The following is a 16970-nucleotide window of genomic DNA, read 5'->3' as shown; positions in this document are numbered from 1 at the left end:
CTTGCGGAAAGCCGCGGCCGTCACGGCTTATGGCGCGGGAACGACATGTTATAATGAAGAGGGAAAAACGAGGATGTCCGGACGGGGGGGAACCGAGTGGCGCCTTCGAAGCGATTCAGGCTGGAAACCTATATGATCGCTGTGATTTTGGGAACATTGGACGTGGCCATCTTGACCCCCGGACTCGGTCCGATCATGGAAGAACACGGGTTGGCCATCCACTGGGCGGTATGGGCCATTTCTTTGCCGCTGTTGTTCTTTTCCATGGCTCTTCCCGTGTTTGAAGGATGGGCCGATCAGTACGGCCGGACACGCGTCTTCGTTGTTTCCCTCATCTTGTTTGCCGCCGGAACCCTGGTGGCGGCGCTGTCGGGGGAATGGGTCTGGCTGGTCTGGGGCCGGGTGGTTCAAGCCACCGGAGCGGGAGGTTTGGTTCCGCTCGTTGCCTTGCGCGTGAAACGGTTGTTCGTTTTGCGCCATGCCTCCGGACGGCTCAGGGCGTATGCGCTGTTCATGTTCGGAGCGGCCGCCTTTCCGTTCCTTTCCACCGCGCTCGTCCACTTGCTCGGCTGGCGTGGACTCTTTCTTCTTCATCTTTTCCTGGCTCTGCGCATGATGCTGAGAGCCGGAAAATGGTTGGGGTCCGACCGTCCGCGGAAATCGGGGGTGACGGGCGGCGAGTCCGTGTTTTTCTTCGGCCTTTCGGTGCTTTTTCTCATGACGGCGGTGACGGGCACCGATCTGCTCGGCGGATGGTCCGCGTTTTTGAAGCCGGAAGTGTTGCCGCTTTGGATCATGGGCATCGGAATGGTGATTCCGCTTTGGATGGTGGAACAACGGGGAGAGCGTACGCTGTTTGCGGAGCATCTGTTCTCCGCCCGACGATTGTGGCTGTTTCATTTGCAGGCGGCTCTGGCGGGCTTCGTGTGGATGGCGCTGGTGCTGGTGCCCGGCTGGGTGAGCCGGTTGTACGGCCTTCCCGATTACTGGAACGGATTGCTGCTTGGCTGCATCCTGTTCTGCTCGGCCGTATCGGTTCCGGGAGTGATGCGGATCTCCAAAAGATGGAGCTTCCGGACCGTCACTTCATGGGGATTCCTTCTGTCGTCGGCGGCATACTTTGCTTTGGCCCTGACCAACGGCAATCCGTGGCTGTTTGTTGCCTTGGGAATTCTGGGCGGCAGTTTGTCGTTCACCCTGACGGCTCCGGTGCACAAAGTCCTGTTTGATTTGTTGCCTCACCGGCGGATCAGGGGGACGCTCACCGTGCTGGGAATGTTCCGGACGGCCGGAGGAGCGCTGGGGCTCATCGTGATGGCCAGGTTGTTCAGTTCGCTTTCCCCGGAGCTGGATCACTGGTTTTCGCTTCCGGTCGGATCGCTCATTCAAACGGCCCAGGAAAATGTGTTTGTGCTCTGCGGATTTTTTTCGCTCGTGGGGTGGCTGATCAGTCAGGCCATTCCCGGGACCGCATGCGATCCGTCCCCGAAAGGAATCAGCCGACGGAAAGCGATGGAATGAGCGCTTGCCGCGCGTGTCGGAGAGAACGGCTTTCTTTTTGTAAGTGAGTGGGGTATCATCTAGAAGGAGTCATCAAACCAAAAGGAGCCGTATCAATCACAAGAGGAGCCGTATCATCCATGAACATGGAAAGTGTCACGCTGCGGCGGGACCGTCTGTTGAATGCGTATCTCGAGTGGACGGCCCCGCTTTCCGGGCTGTTTGTCCATCCGCCGTTTCAGGCGGACTCCTTCACCCGCCGCGCCGAATCTCTCCGGACCGCAACGTGGCGGGCGGACCGGCAACAACTGGTACATATTCTGCGTGAGTGGCATCAGCCCGACTTGCTTCATCCGGAAGTGGAAAAAAATCTCCGGCGGCTGGCCGACCCGGACGCCTTGGTGGTCATCGGCGGTCAACAGGCCGGATTGCTGGGCGGCCCCCTGTATGCGATTTACAAGGCGGTCACCTTGATCCAATTGGCCAGGCGCGAGGAAAAACGGCTGGGCCGACCGGTGGTGCCCGTGTATTGGATTGCGGGTGAGGACCATGATCACGCCGAGGTGGATCACGTCCGGGTGATGGAGGAGAACGGAGACATTCGCAAACTCCGGTATGATCCCGGGGCAACGGAAGGTGTCCCGGTTTCGCGGATCATCGTGGACGGTCCCCGGTTCCGGGCATGGTTGGAAGAGCTTTCCCGGTATTTTCCGGACTCGTCATACAAACGGGAATGGGTGGCGCGATTCGGAGGATTTGCCGAAGACTCGCCGTCCTGGACCCGGATGTTCGCCAGGTTGATGCACCATTTGTTCGGAAAGTACGGTCTGGTGATGTTCGATTCCGCCCATCCCGCGGTTCGCAGGCTGGAATCCCCGTTCTTCGGAGAGCTTGTCCGCAGGAGAGCGGAGATCGCCGACCGGGTGTCGAAGGAAGCCGGACGGCTCAGGGAAGCCGGCTTCAAACCGCAGGTGGAAGCAGGACCGGAGGACGGTCATCTTTTCCTGTTGGTGGAAGGGCGTCGCCGGCTGTTGGTTCGCAAAGGAGATCGGTGGGTGACGAAAGACGGCGGGGTGTCTTTGTCCGAAGCGGAGCTTTTGACCGTCGCGGAGCGGAACCCCGAGCAACTGAGCAACAACGTCGTCACGAGACCCTTGATGCAGGAATATCTGTTTCCCGTCCTGGCATTCGTCGGAGGTCCCGGGGAAATCGCTTACTGGTCTCTGCTTCGGGGCGCTTTTGAGGCGGTCGGACTGGAAATGCCGGTGGTGGTTCCCCGCGCGGGGTACACCGTGATCGATCCGTCGACGGCCAAATACGCCCGTGAATTCGGACTGGACACACATTCGCTTCTGGAACGGATCGACCAGGCGAAGGAGGCATGGCTTAAGGAGATGGAGCCGGTGGATCCCGAAGCGCTCTTTGCGGAGGCCGCCCGGAGGATCGAACAAATTCATGCCGGGCTGACGGATCATCTCCACGAAGCGATCGGCATGAACATGCGGGAACTCGGAGAGAAGAACAGGGAGCACATCGGGAAGCAGCTGGACTGGTATCTCCGGCAAGTCCGAAAGGCCGTTTTCACCAAGCACGAAGCCTCGCTTCGCCGGTGGGACCGGCTCAAACAACGGATACGACCGGAAGGAAATCTGCAGGAGCGGATCTGGTCGGTGGTACCTCTGTGGAACCTGCACGGTCTGGAGTGGATCGATCATCTGGTGAAACAGGATTTGGCCGATGATTTTCGCATGGATTTGCACAAGGTGGTTTGGCTTTGAATTTGGTTGTATAATGAATCGCGACTCGATCGGGGACCGGGAGCGGAAGTGAGCGCCGGAACCCCGTTTAAAGGAGGATCTTCATGAATTCCGTGGAACGCAGCATCATCCGCGACATCAATTTGGCTCCGCAGGGACGTCTGAAGATGGATTGGGCTTGGCAACACATGCCGATTCTGAGCCGCCTCCGTGAGCGTTTTCTGGCGGAGAAACCCCTTGCGGGCGAGCGGGTGGCCATTTCCCTTCATCTGGAGGCAAAAACGGCTTGCCTTGCCGAACTGATCAGAGACGCGGGAGCCGAAGTGGTGATCACCGGAAGCAACCCGCTGTCCACCCAGGATGACATCTGCGCCGCGCTGGCTGCATCGGGCGTCACCGTGTTTGCGAAGTACAATCCTTCTCCGGAAGAGTATCACGGGCACCTGATCAAGACCCTGGAAACCCGGCCGACCCTGATCATCGATGACGGCGGGGATCTTGTCACCATCCTTCATTCCGAACGTCCGGATCTTTTGGAGACTGTCAAGGGAGGATGTGAAGAAACCACGACCGGCATTCTTCGTCTGATCTCCCTGGAACGGTTCGGCCAGCTGCGCTTCCCGATGGTGGCGGTCAACGACGCTCAGTGCAAATCGCTGTTCGACAACCGCTACGGTACCGGACAGTCCGTGTGGGACGGCATCAACCGGACGACCAATCTGGTGGTGGCCGGAAAAACCGTGGTGGTCGCCGGCTACGGATGGTGCGGACGGGGAGTGGCGATGCGCGCGAGTGGCCTCGGAGCGAAAGTGATCGTGACCGAAACCAATCCGGTCAAAGCCATGGAAGCTTACATGGACGGTTACACCGTGATGCCGATGATCGAAGCGGCCAAATTCGGAGACTACTTCGTGACCACCACCGGCAACAAGAACGTGATCACCCGGGAGCACTTTGAAGTGATGAAAGATGGCGCCATCCTTTCCAACGCCGGCCACTTCAACGTGGAAATCAACGTCGAGGAGCTGGCCCGGATGGCGAAAAACCGCCGCGTGGTGCGCAAGGACATTGAGGAGTACGTGATGGAAGACGGACGGAAGGTGTATCTCCTGGCAGAAGGACGTCTGGTCAATCTGGCGGCGGGAGACGGCCATCCGGCGGAAATCATGGACATGACGTTCGCGTTGCAGGCTCTTTCACTTCTTTACGTGCATCGTCACCATGCCGACATCGGACCGAAAGTGCTGGACGTTCCGGTGGAAATCGATGAAGAGGTGGCACGTCATTTCCTGGATGCCAACGGCATCGTCATCGACCGTCTGACCGAAGAACAGGAACAGTACCTGAACAGTTGGAAGCTCTGATTTTTCCAAAATCAGGAAAAGATTCCTGAAATCCTGCACCCCGTGTGCAGGATTTTTGTTTGGGGGTGTGGTATAATTACCGATGTGGTACGAAGTGGGAGGAAGTGGTGGAAAGGGGGAATGAAGGGAGGCGGCAGGCATGTTCATGGGCGAATTCCGGCACGCGATCGATGAAAAAGGTCGGCTGATCGTGCCGGCGAAATTCCGTGACGGGCTTGGCGGGACTTTCGTCATCACCCGCGGCTTGGATCATTGCCTGTTCGTCTACCCCCTTTCCGAATGGAACCGGCTGGAACAGAAATTCAAGGCGCTTCCTTTCACCCGGGCGGATGCCCGGAAATTTACCCGATTCTTCTTCTCCGGTGCATGCGAAGCGGAAACGGACAAACAGGGCAGGGTGCTGATCCCCGCCAACCTGCGTGAATATGCCGGATTGAAGAAGGAGTGCGTGATCATCGGCGTTTCCACGAGAGTGGAGATCTGGTGCAAAGAGCGCTGGGAAGAATACTGCGCCGAATCGGAGGAATCATTCGCGGAAATCGCGGAAAGTCTGGTGGATCTGGATTTGGAACTTACGTGAAGGATGAAGAACAGTGTTCGAACATGAAACGGTGTTATTGAACGAAGCAGTGGACGGATTGAACATCAGACCGGACGGAACCTACGTGGATTGTACGCTGGGAGGCGCCGGGCACAGTCGCCTGATCACCGAGAGACTCGGGCCGGAAGGAATCCTGGTGGGGTTTGATCAGGATCCGTCGGCTCTTGAACATGCGGAAAAGCGGCTGGCCGGTGCGGCTTGCCGGGTTCGTCTGGTGAGAACGAATTTTCGCAGGCTTGCCGAAGTGGTACGGGAGCTTGACCTGGGGCCACTTGACGGTGTCCTGTTTGATCTGGGAGTTTCTTCCCCGCAGCTCGATCAGGCGGAACGGGGATTCAGCTATCATCAGGAAGCGCCGCTGGACATGAGAATGGACCCGCGCCAGGAATGGAGCGCGTTTCACGTGGTCAATGAATGGACCGAAGAAGAGCTGGCACGGATCTTGCACGAATACGGAGAAGAAAAGTTTTCCCGTCGAATCGCCGCCGAAATCATCCGTGAAAGACGCAAACGCCCCATCAGGACCACGCTGGAACTGGTTGACATCATCAAACGGGCCATTCCCGCCCCGGCCCGCAGAACAGGCCCCCATCCGGCTCGCCGGACGTTTCAGGCGATTCGCATCGCCGTCAACGACGAGTTGAACTCCTTTCGCGACGCGCTGCATCAAGCCGTCGAACTGCTCCGCCCGAAAGGCCGCATCTGTGTCATCACTTTTCACTCCCTGGAAGACAGGATCTGCAAACAGTTTTTTCAAAGTCAGGCGGAAACCTGTGTGTGCCCGCGTGAATTTCCCGTGTGCGTGTGCGGGAAAAAACCGGTGCTTGAAGTGGTGACCCGCAAGCCGGTGTTGCCGTCCGAAGAAGAGATTGAGAGAAATCCCAGGGCCCGTTCGGCCAAATTGAGGATCGCCGCGAAATTGTGAGGGTTGAAGGAGAATGCGCTGGTAGCGTAAGGAGGATTCCGATATGAGAGAGAACCGGTGGAACACCGCGACCGCGATGAAGATCACCCGGCCGGAACCCAAACGGAATGTCAAAAGAAAGCCTTTGTTCAAAGGACTTCCCGTCGGAGAAAAGCTGCTGTATCTCTCCAGCGTGATCATCGGCGTGGCCATGCTCAGCTCGGTGTTGTCCCAGCATGCCCGCGTCACCGAACTGGCCGTGGAGATCCGGCAATTGGACAAACAAATCGAAGAAACGGAACGGGCCAAGCTGAAACTGGAGACGGAAAAAATGCAACTCACCAGTCCCGAACAGATCCGCCAGTTTGCGGAAAGCCGCGGGCTGGAGCTGACGGATCCCAAATTCATCCCCAAGGTGAAGCCCTGATTTCCCCTGTCGGATTTGATCCGGAAGCGGACGAAACAGGAAACGGGAGAGGCTGAAGCCATGGGTGTGTCACTGCGGAAGAACAAAATGCGTTCTTTGCTCGTCGGCATGATTTTTCTGTTATGTTTTTTGATCATCAGCATCCGGCTTCTGTGGATTCAGACGGTCAACTCCGACGAATATCTGGCGGAAGCGCTGGAAACCTGGATCCGGAAAGACCGTTTGACCCCAAAGCGGGGTTCCGTTTTCGACCGGACGGGCACCCAACGATTGGCGTGGGAAGAGGATGCCTGGACATTCGTGGCCAATCCCGACGAAGTGGATGACCCGAAAAAAACGGCGGCGGAACTCTCAAAGGTTTTGGGAATCGATGCGAAGATTCTGGAACAGATCCTCAGCCGCAAAGTGAGAAAAGGCGAAGAGCTGCGCCACGGAGGCAAATACCGGTATCCGGAGAGCGTCGTCCGCAAAGTGTTGGAGCTGCAAGAACAGAAGAAAATCAAAGGGATCTATCCCAAACCGACCACCGCCCGCCGGTATCTGTCCGAGAGGGCTGCTCATCTGATCGGTTTCCTGAACGTGGACTATCAGGCGATGAGCGGGGTTGAAAAATATTATGATCAGGTGCTGCGCGGCAATGAAGGATACATTCAGTATCCCAAAGCAAGGACCGGCATGATGCTCACCGACAACCCCCAAGAGTACAAACCTCCCGTTCACGGCAAAGACTTGGTCCTGACCCTCGACATGCAGATTCAACAGCAGGTGGAGCTTGAACTGGAAGAGGCGATCAAAAACTACAACGCCAAGGGCGGAACGGCCATCGTCGCCGATCCCAAGACGGGGGAAATCCTTGCGATGGCCAGCCGACCGGTGTTTGACCCGCAAAATGTCGCGGAAACGATCAATGAGAAAAATGCCCGCAACCTTGCGGTGGAAAGTCAGTTTGAGCCGGGATCCACATTCAAGATCGTCACGTTGGCCGCCGCCGTCGAGGAAGGGTTGTTTGATCCCGATGCCAAGTTCATGTCCGGTTCGGTCAAGGTGGGGGACCAGATGATCCGCGATTGGAACGGGGTCGGCTGGGGGGAGATTTCCTACCGGGAAGGAGTCAAACTCTCCAGCAACGTGGCGTTTGTCATGCTGGGACAAAAGTTGGGAGAAAAACGGTTGATCCGTTACATCGAGCGGTTCGGGTTCGGGGACATCACCCGAAAACTCGGTGAGAGGACCGGAATCGATCTCCCGGCTGAAGCGACCGGCGTGTATTACGGCAGACGGCTGTATCCGTCCGAACTGGCCGCCACCGCCTTCGGACAGGGGATCTCCGTCACGCCCATTCAACAGGTGGCCGCCATTTCGGCGATTGCCAACGGCGGGATATGGATTCAGCCGCACGTGATGAAAGAGGTCCGGGAACCCGGAAAAACGCAGGTCGTTTCCCGGTTTTCTCCGCAAAAGAAGAGAATCATCAGCGAAGGAACTGCCCGCACGGTACGCGAATTGATGCGGGATGTGGTCAAGAGCGGAACGGGAGTGGAGGCGGACATCGCCGGTTACCGGGTGGCGGGCAAAACGGGAACGGCGCAAAAGCCCGACCCGGAAGGCAGAGGATACCTGAAGGACAGCTATGTGGTTTCTTTCATCGGTTTTGCTCCTTATGATGACCCTGACGTGGTGGTGTACGTGGCCATCGACGAGCCCGTCAGTCCTTACGGAAACGTCTCGGGCGGAACCGTGGCCGCACCGGTGGCCAAGGAGATTCTCGGCCGCACGTTGAAAATCCGTCAATATCAACAACAAAGGGATTTCTCCACCTTAAAATGAACATGCGTGAACCGGTAACCCCGCATCGGGGATACCGGTTTTTTTCGTCTGTTCGGAGAGGGCATGTTTCGGGGCCTTGTCTCATACCTTGGTCTTGATGAGAGACAAGGGGGGACGGGCATGATCCGAAACACGCACGCCACGGTCCGAAAGCGGTTGTTTGCGATCGTGCTGACGGCCTTGTTCGTGTTCATGGTGCTGTTGGGTCGCCTGGCCTGGGTTCAGCTGGTTCAGGGACCGGAATTGACGGACAAGGCCAAAAGCCTGTGGGGAAGAAACATTCCGTTTGAAGCCAGCCGTGGAAAAATCCTGGACAGAAACGGAAAGAAACTGGTCTACAACGTCAGCGCCCCTTCCGTGGTGGTCATCCCGGCGCAAGTCCGCGATCCCGCCGGGACAGCCCGCATACTCGCCCGCATATTGAAAGCACCGGAAGACAAGATTTACAAGCAGATCACCAAACGGGTCATCTATGACTGGATCAAACCGTGGGGACGGAAGATCACGGAAGAGCAGGCCAGGCAGATCCAGGGACTTCGCCTGCCGGGCATCGTGGTGACCGAGGACAGCCGACGCCATTACCCGTTCGGAACGTTGGCCGCTCACATCTTCGGATTCACCGGGGCGGACAACCAGGGATTGGCCGGATTGGAGCTGATCTATGATGAAAAGCTGACCGGCAGCAAAGGGTCGGTGTCCTTCGGATCCACGGCCAGCGGAACCCGGCTTCCGGGCACGCACGAGGAGTTCACCCCTCCCCGGGACGGGCTGGATCTGATGTTGACGCTGGACTATCACATACAAGCGGTGATCGAACGGGAGCTGGATCAGGCCATGGCGCAATATCAACCGGAGAACGCCCTGGTGATCGCCATGCATGCCAAAACGGGCGAAATTCTCGGCATGGCCAGCAGACCCACCTTTGATCCCGCCAAGTACCAGAGCGCCGATCCGCTGGTCTACAACCGGAATCTTCCCGTCTGGAAAACGTATGAGCCCGGTTCCACGTTCAAGATCATCACATTGGCCGCCGCACTGGAGGAAAAGAAAGTGAATCTGAAAGAAGGGTTTCATGATCCGGGCCATGTAACGGTGGGCGGCGCGCGACTCCGCTGCTGGAAGGCGGGAGGGCACGGTCACCAGACCTTTCTGGAAGTGGTGGAAAACTCCTGCAACCCGGGGTTTGTCAACCTGGGACAAAGGCTGGGCAAAGAGAAGCTGTTTGAATATATCCGGAACTTCGGCTTTGGAGAGAAAACGGGCATCGATCTCAACGGGGAAGCCAAGGGCATTTTGTTCCGCGAAAGCCAGGTCGGACCGGTGGAGTTGGCCACCACGGCGTTCGGCCAGGGCGTTTCCGTCACTCCGATTCAACAGGTGGCCGCGGTGGCCGCAGCCGTCAACGGGGGATATCTGATGCAACCGCATGTGGCCAAAGCCTGGGTGGATCCGGAAACCGGAGAAGTGCTTGAGGAGATCAAGCCGAAGGTCAAACGGAGGGTGATCTCCGAAAGCACGTCCCGCCAGGTTCGGGAAGCTCTCGAAAGCGTCGTGGCCCGGGGCACCGGCCGCAAGGCGTTCATCGACGGGTACCGGGTGGGCGGCAAGACGGGAACCGCCCAAAAAGTGGGACCGGACGGGAGATATTTGCAAAACAACCATATTGTTTCGTTCATCGGATTTGCTCCGGCCGACGACCCGCAACTGGTGGTTTACGCGGCCGTGGACAACCCGAAAGGCATTCAGTTCGGCGGGGTGGTGGCGGCGCCAATCGTCGGTGACATTCTGGATGAGTCGCTCAGGTATTTGCAGGTACCCAAACGGAAAAATCAAATTCCGCCCGAAGACACACCGCAGACGGTTCCGCTGGTGACGGTTCCGAAGCTCATCGGGGAAGATGTCGACAAGATTCGAGCCAGTCTGTATTCTTTCCCGCTGGAAGTTCGGGGACAGGGCAACGTGGTGATCGATCAGATCCCGAAACCTGGGGAGAGAGTGAAGAAAGGAACGGCGGTTCGCATTTTCTTGGATCAAAAATGATCAAAATCTATTCGAGTGACAAATAAAAGAAAGGAGATTAAAATAGGTTATGTGCAAAAACCTGTGCCAGGACTCCCCTGGCATTTTGTGTTGTCTTTCCGTTTTTTGCGAAGGAGGAACGAGATGCGACTCGAAACGTTGATCCGGCCGCTGCTGAATTGCCGGACCACGGGAGATACCGGGACGGAAATCGGCGGAATCTCCATCGACTCACGCGAGGTGAAACCGGGAGATTTGTTCATCGCCCTCAGGGGATTCACCGTCGACGGTCACCGGTTTGTCCGGCAGGCCGTGGAAAAAGGCGCGGCGGCGGTGTTGGTGGAGGAGCCGGTGGAAGCGTCGGTGCCGGTCATTCAAGTTCCCGACACCCGTCGGGCCATGGCCGTCGTGGCCGACCGGTTTTACGGGATGCCCACCCGTGATCTCAAACTGATCGGCATCACCGGAACCAACGGGAAAACCACCACATCGTACCTGATCGAAGCCTTGCTTGCCGGCGTGGGCCGCAAGACGGGAGTGATCGGAACGATCCGGATGAAGATCGGAGATCGCGAGTTTCCGGTGAAGAATACGACACCGGAAGCGGTGGAGTTGCAAAAAATGTTTCGGATGATGTCTGACGAGGGTTGTGAGTATTCAGTCATTGAGGCCTCGTCCCATGCCCTGGATCTGGGGAGAACGCGGGGATGCCGGTTTCGCATCGGCGTCTTCACCAATTTGACCCAAGATCATCTGGATTACCATGGTACGATGGACAACTACCGGGAGGCCAAAGGACTCCTTTTCAGCCAACTCGGCAACGACTACCGGGAAGATCCCCGTCAGACGCCTTGCGCGATTCTCAATGCGGATGACGATGCTTCCGCCTATTTCGCCCGAATCACGCCGGCACAGGTCATCACGTACGGCATCGACCGACCGGCGGATGTGCGCGCGGAAAACATTCGGATCACTCCGGAAGGAACTTCGTTCACCCTGCGGACGTTCAAGGGCGATGCGGAACTTTCGCTCCGGTTGATCGGCAAGTTCAACGTCTACAATGTGCTCGCCGCCGTCAGCGTGGGACTGGTGGAAGGGTTGGAGTTGCCGGAGATCTGCCGGATCCTGTCCGTGGTGGAAGGAGTCAGCGGGCGTTTCGAACCGGTGAGGGCCGGGCAGCCGTTCACCGTGTTGGTGGACTACGCGCATACGCCCGACAGCCTCGAAAACGTGCTTGCCACGGTGAAAGAGCTGGCCACCGGCCGGATCCTGACCGTGGTCGGTTGCGGGGGGGACCGGGATCGCACCAAACGTCCGAAAATGGCAAAAATCGCCGCGGAAATGAGTGATGTGGCCATTTTCACGTCGGACAATCCCCGGTCTGAGGACCCGGATGCGATCATTCGGGACATGTTGACCGGCGTGCCGGAAACGGGGGCAAACCGGGTGCTGTCGATCGTTGATCGGCGGGAAGCCATTCATCATGCCGTGAATGTGGCGAACCCGGGAGACATCGTCCTCATCGCCGGCAAGGGACACGAAACGTATCAGGAAATCAAGGGAATCCGTCATGATTTCGATGACCGGCAAGTCGCCCGGGAGGCGATTCTCCGGCGGAAGGAAAGCGGGGGAGTGGAATGATCCGACGGACATGCACATGGATTGCCCATGCAACCGGAGGCCGGTTGCACGGTACGGCGGCCGACCGGACATTGCTCGTGAAGGGAGTTTCCACGGACACCCGCAATCTTTGGGAAAACTGTCTGTTCGTTCCGCTTTCGGGGGAACGGTTTGACGGACACGCGTTCCTGAATCAAGCGGTGGAAGGGGGAGCTGCCGCCGCCCTGTGGCAGGAAGACCGTCCCCTGCCCGACGCGGACATTCCGCTCATCTTGGTCAAGGATCCGTTGACCGCCCTGCAACGGCTGGCTTCGGCCTGGCGCCTGGAACTGGGCATTCCCGTGGTCGCCGTGACTGGGAGCAACGGGAAAACCACGACCAAAGACCTGATTGCCGCCGTTTTGTCGGTCCGTTACCGGGTTCACAAAACATCCGGCAATTTCAACAACCACATCGGAGTGCCGCTCACCTTGCTGTCCATGCCCGAAGACACGGAAATCGCCGTGGTTGAGATGGGAATGAACCATGCGGGGGAGATTTCCGTTCTCTCCAAAATGGCTTCCCCCGACGCGGCCGTCATCACCAACATCGGTGAATCACACATTGAATTTCTCGGCAGCAGGGAAGGAATCGCCAAAGCAAAATTGGAAGTAAGAGAAGGGCTCTCCTCGAATGCTCCGATCGTGTTTGACGGGGACGAGCCGCTTTTGGAACGTCTCCTGGAAGGGGAAACGCGTCCCCTGATTCGCGTCGGATGGGCCGGACGATCGGAGGAATCACCGGTCGAACCGGAAATGAAGGGATTTGAAGGATTCGAGTTCCGGTCGCTCCGGACCGGCCATCGTTTCCGGTTGCCGCTTCTGGGACGTCACAATCTGAAAAATGCACTCATGGCGGTGGAAATCGGTCGACACTTCGGAATGAAGGATGAGGAAATTTCCCGGGGATTGGAAAGCGTGAAGCTGACCGGCATGAGGCTGGAACCCGTTCGTGCCCGAAACGGGTTGACGATCGTCAACGATGCTTACAATGCCAGTCCCACCTCCGTGAAAGCCGCGCTGGACCTTTTGGCCGAACTGGAACCCGGAAAGGAAAAGTGGGCGCTCTTGGGAGACATCCTCGAAATCGGCAAAGATGAGGAGGCTTATCATCGGGAGTTGGCCGGTTATGCCATTCGCCGTGGAGTCATCAGGCTATATACGTACGGACGGCGGGGCAAATGGATTCATGAAGAAGCCCTCGCCCTGAACCGGGATCCTGAGCGGGTGATCCGGCACTTTGACACGCATGAGGAGGCCGTTCGGGTCCTTGGAGAGGAAGGATCGTCCAAGGCTCTTCTCTTGGTGAAAGCGTCCCGTGCCGCCCGTTTGGACCTGGTGGTTCACAATCTGACAGAAGGAGCGTAGGGGAACAATCATGGGTAATATCGACATTCGCATTATTCTGGTTCCACTCGCGGTCGCATTCGGAATCGCCGTATTCATGGGTCCGATCATCATTCCCGTTCTGAGGAGGCTCAAATTCGGACAGGCCATCCGGGAAGAAGGACCGCAAGCGCACTTGAAAAAAGCGGGCACTCCCACCATGGGCGGCGTGATCATTCTCACCGCCATCGTCCTGACGGCCATTCCGTTCAGCAGCTTTGTGCTTCTGAATTCCGACAGTCAGCAAGTGATCAACGCCGACTTGTTCTTTCTCGCTTTTGCCACGCTCGGATACGGGATCCTCGGTTTCCTTGACGACTACATCAAGGTGATCATGAAACGGAATTTGGGGCTGACCGCCAATCAGAAACTGCTGGGGCAGCTCTTCATCGGATTGGTCTTATTCTGGGTACTCATGGAGGCCCGTGCCGGTGCCGAAGGGCAGGGCTTCATTTTCAAGGTCACCTTGCCGGGAACCGATTTCACCATCGACCTGACCTACGGATATCTTCCTCTTCTGTTGCTGATGATGATCGGGGCATCCAACGCGGTCAACCTGACCGACGGACTGGACGGCCTGCTCGCGGGAACCGCGGCAAGCGCCTATGCGGCTTACGCGGTGATCGGAATGATGCAGAGCAACTACACCGTCGCCATTTTCTCCACCGCCGTGGTCGGAGCTCTCCTCGGATTTCTGGTCTTCAATGCCCATCCGGCCAAAGTGTTCATGGGTGACACCGGATCCATGGCGCTCGGCGGGGGGATCGCCGCCCTTGCCGTGATCACGGAAACCGAACTGCTCCTTCCCATCATCGGAGGGGTGTTCGTGGCCGAAGCGCTTTCCGTGATGATCCAGGTGGCTTCATTCAAATTCCGCGGCAAACGCGTTTTCCGGATGAGCCCGCTCCATCACCATTTTGAACTCTCCGGCTGGTCGGAGTGGCGGGTGGTCACCACCTTCTGGGTGGTCGGATTCTTCCTGGCCGTCCTGGGGGTTGCGCTTGAGGTGTTCTTCGAATGAATCTTTCAAACCGATCGGTGGTCGTGCTCGGCATGGCCCGGAGCGGTGCGGCGGCTGCCCGGCTGCTGCACCGGCTCGGGGCCCGCGTTGTGGTGAACGACCGAAAAACAAGGGATGAATGTCCGGAAGCGACTGAACTGGAGAAACTTGGGATTCCGGTGGTCCTCGGCGGTCATCCGGACGGCCTGGTGTCGGAAGAAGTGGATCTTCTCGTCAAGAATCCGGGCATTCCGTATCACGCCAAGCCCGTGCAGGAAGCGCTCCGTCTGGGGATTCCGGTGATCACCGAAGTGGAAATCGCAGGATGGCTGGCTTCCTCTCCCATGATCGGAATCACCGGCTCCAACGGAAAGACGACGACAACCACTCTGGTCGGAGAGATGCTCCGCCGCGGGGGATTGAAACCGGTGGTGGCCGGAAACATCGGACGGGCACTCACCGAAGCGGTCACCGATGCCGGGCCCGACGAGTGGTTGGTGGTGGAACTCAGCAGCTTTCAACTGAAAGGAACCGATTCGTTCCGTCCCCGCATTGCCGCATTGCTCAACGTGTTCCCCGCTCATCTTGACTACCACGGCTCCATGGATGATTATGTCCGGTCCAAAGCACGGATTTTCGCCAATCAATCGGAAGAAGACATTGCGGTCCTGAATGCGGGATCAGAGATCTGCAGAAAGATCGCGGAAAGTGTCCGCAGCCGGATTGTCTGGTTCGGTCGGACCGACGAACGGGATTGCGGCGCGTTTGAAAGAGACGGCCGGATCATTTGGCGGGATTCCACGGGAGAGCGGGAGATCATGCCCGTTTCGGACGTTCTTCTCCGGGGACCGTTCAATCTGGAAAACGCCTTGGCCGCCGTTGCGATCGCACTTTCCGCGGGATGCCCGGAGGACGCGATCCGGGAAGCTCTCCGCACTTTCCGGGGAGTGGAACATCGGCTCGAATTTGTCACCGAACGAAGCGGCATCAAATTTTACAATGACTCGAAGGCAACCAATCCGCAAGCCGCGATCCGCGCCTTGACATCCTTTGAAGAGCCGGTCGTCTGGATCGCCGGGGGATTGGACCGGGGAATCGATTTCCGGGAGATGGTTCCCGTCATCAAGGAACGTGTCCGGGTCATGGTCGTGTACGGACAGACCCGGGAGATGCTTGCCGAACGGGGAAAAGATGCGGGCATTCCGGTTCACGTGACGGAAGACGTCCGGGAGGCCGCACGGATCGCGGGCACGTTGGCCCGTCCCGGAGACGTGGTTCTGTTGTCGCCCGCCTGCGCAAGTTGGGACCAGCACGCCTCGTTTGAAGAGAGGGGGAGCATATTCAAGGAGACGGTGCATAGTCTTCAAATATAGGAAAAGCCTTCTCCACTCTCAAGAGGTGAACCGTCCATGAAGCGAAACGCGGCCGCTCCCGATTATGTGATCGTCGTCGCCATTTTCCTGCTCCTTTCCATCGGAGTGGTGATGGTTTACAGCGCCAGTGCGGCATTTGCCCAGTTCAAATACGGCGATGCCTTCTATTTTGCCAAACGCCAGTTTCTGTTTGCCTTGCTGGGCGTGTTGGCCATGTTTTGGATTGCCGGCATCGATCCCCGCAAATTTTACCGGTATGCAGATGCAGCACTGATCATCTGTTTTGTATTGCTCATCATCGTGCTGATTCCGGGTGTGGGCATCATGCGAAACGGAGCGAGGAGCTGGCTGGGGATCGGCGCGTTCAGCATCCAACCGTCGGAATTCATGAAACTGGCCGTGATTGCGTTTCTGGCCAAGCTCTTTTCCAGACCCGATTACGACTTGACAAATTTCAGGAAGGGATTCCTGCCGGGATTGCTCATCCCCGTGCTGGCCTTCGGACTGATCATGATGCAACCGGACCTCGGAACGGGGGCGGTGCTGGTCGGAACGGGTCTGTTTCTGCTTCTGGCGGCCGGAGCGAGAATGAAACATCTGGGCGGCGTGATGGTCTTGGGAGCGGCCGGGTTTGTCGGGCTCATTCTGGCGGCTCCGTACCGAATCCAGAGAATTGTCGCGTTTCTCAACCCCTGGCAAGATCCTCTCGGTGCGGGATATCAGCTGATTCAGTCGTTGTATGCCATCGGACCGGGAGGGCTTCTCGGACTGGGGCTCGGAATGAGCCGGCAAAAACATTTGTATTTGCCTGAACCGCACACCGATTTCATCTTTTCCATCCTGGCGGAAGAGCTGGGCTATCTCGGAGCGGCCGGCACCGTCATTCTGTTCGCCGTGATCGTCTGGCGCGGATTCCGGGTGGCGATTCATTCTCCCGACATGTTTACCGGGCTTCTCGCCGCCGGGATTACCGTGATGATCATGCTGCAATCGGTCATCAACATCGGCGTGGTGTCCGGAGCGTTTCCGGTGACCGGCATCACCTTGCCATTTCTCAGTTACGGAGGCTCCTCGCTGACCCTGTCGCTGGCTGCGGTGGGAGTGCTCTTGAATCTCTCGAGAAACGTGGAACATTAGAACCATTTGAAACCGGA

General features: G+C 57.7%; 13 protein-coding genes. All 13 read left to right on the top strand.

Annotated features, from left to right (window positions below; genetic code table 11):
• The first annotated feature begins 96 nt into the window (after positions 1–96).
• The 13 genes from EG886_RS08405 (at position 97) to spoVE (ending at position 16953) form a co-directional block, all read left to right on the top strand.
• Positions 97–1521, top strand: coding sequence for an MFS transporter (locus tag EG886_RS08405; protein WP_124727720.1), 1425 nt, complete (start codon positions 97–99; stop codon positions 1519–1521).
• A gap of 119 nt (positions 1522–1640) precedes the next feature.
• Positions 1641–3278 carry a bacillithiol biosynthesis cysteine-adding enzyme BshC gene (bshC, locus tag EG886_RS08400; protein WP_124727719.1) on the top strand — a complete coding sequence of 546 codons (1638 nt, stop codon included), beginning with the start codon at positions 1641–1643 and terminating at the stop codon, positions 3276–3278.
• 83 nt (positions 3279–3361) lie between these two features.
• Entirely contained in the window at positions 3362–4621 is a 1260-nt protein-coding gene (locus EG886_RS08395; protein ID WP_124727718.1) for an adenosylhomocysteinase, read from the top strand.
• A 139-nt stretch (positions 4622–4760) separates the two neighbouring features.
• The gene (mraZ, locus tag EG886_RS08390) at positions 4761–5201 is read left to right on the top strand and encodes a division/cell wall cluster transcriptional repressor MraZ (RefSeq protein WP_124727717.1); all 441 of its coding nucleotides are present in this window, start codon (positions 4761–4763) and stop codon (positions 5199–5201) included.
• 13 nt (positions 5202–5214) lie between these two features.
• Entirely contained in the window at positions 5215–6147 is a 933-nt protein-coding gene (gene rsmH, locus EG886_RS08385; RefSeq protein WP_124727716.1) for a 16S rRNA (cytosine(1402)-N(4))-methyltransferase RsmH, read from the top strand.
• 43 nt (positions 6148–6190) lie between these two features.
• Positions 6191–6553, top strand: coding sequence for a hypothetical protein (locus tag EG886_RS08380; protein ID WP_124727715.1), 363 nt, complete (start codon positions 6191–6193; stop codon positions 6551–6553).
• A gap of 60 nt (positions 6554–6613) precedes the next feature.
• Positions 6614–8380, top strand: coding sequence for a peptidoglycan D,D-transpeptidase FtsI family protein (locus EG886_RS08375; RefSeq protein WP_124727714.1), 1767 nt, complete (start codon positions 6614–6616; stop codon positions 8378–8380).
• A gap of 123 nt (positions 8381–8503) precedes the next feature.
• The gene (locus tag EG886_RS08370) at positions 8504–10420 is read left to right on the top strand and encodes a stage V sporulation protein D (RefSeq protein WP_124728728.1); all 1917 of its coding nucleotides are present in this window, start codon (positions 8504–8506) and stop codon (positions 10418–10420) included.
• A gap of 123 nt (positions 10421–10543) precedes the next feature.
• Positions 10544–12040, top strand: a complete 1497-nt coding sequence (locus EG886_RS08365) for a UDP-N-acetylmuramoyl-L-alanyl-D-glutamate--2,6-diaminopimelate ligase (RefSeq protein WP_124727713.1) — start codon at positions 10544–10546, stop codon at positions 12038–12040.
• On the top strand, positions 12037–13425 hold the full coding sequence (locus tag EG886_RS08360) for a UDP-N-acetylmuramoyl-tripeptide--D-alanyl-D-alanine ligase (protein ID WP_124727712.1): 1389 nt from the start codon (positions 12037–12039) through the stop codon (positions 13423–13425). The genes EG886_RS08365 and EG886_RS08360 overlap by 4 nt, the downstream gene beginning before the upstream one ends.
• A 10-nt stretch (positions 13426–13435) precedes the next feature.
• Positions 13436–14464 carry a phospho-N-acetylmuramoyl-pentapeptide-transferase gene (gene mraY, locus EG886_RS08355; protein WP_420894140.1) on the top strand — a complete coding sequence of 343 codons (1029 nt, stop codon included), beginning with the start codon at positions 13436–13438 and terminating at the stop codon, positions 14462–14464.
• Entirely contained in the window at positions 14461–15816 is a 1356-nt protein-coding gene (gene murD / locus EG886_RS08350) for a UDP-N-acetylmuramoyl-L-alanine--D-glutamate ligase (protein ID WP_124727711.1), read from the top strand. The genes mraY and murD overlap by 4 nt, the downstream gene beginning before the upstream one ends.
• A 36-nt stretch (positions 15817–15852) precedes the next feature.
• A complete protein-coding gene (gene spoVE / locus EG886_RS08345) occupies positions 15853–16953 on the top strand; it encodes a stage V sporulation protein E (RefSeq protein ID WP_124727710.1) in 1101 nt (366 codons plus the stop codon).
• The last annotated feature ends 17 nt before the right edge of the window (positions 16954–16970 follow it).

This window comes from Staphylospora marina, from assembly GCF_003856495.1.
Lineage (GTDB): Bacteria > Bacillota > Bacilli > Thermoactinomycetales > Thermoactinomycetaceae > Staphylospora > Staphylospora marina.
Note: the sequence above shows the minus strand (reverse complement) of the source record. Positions and strands in the feature narration are given on the sequence as shown.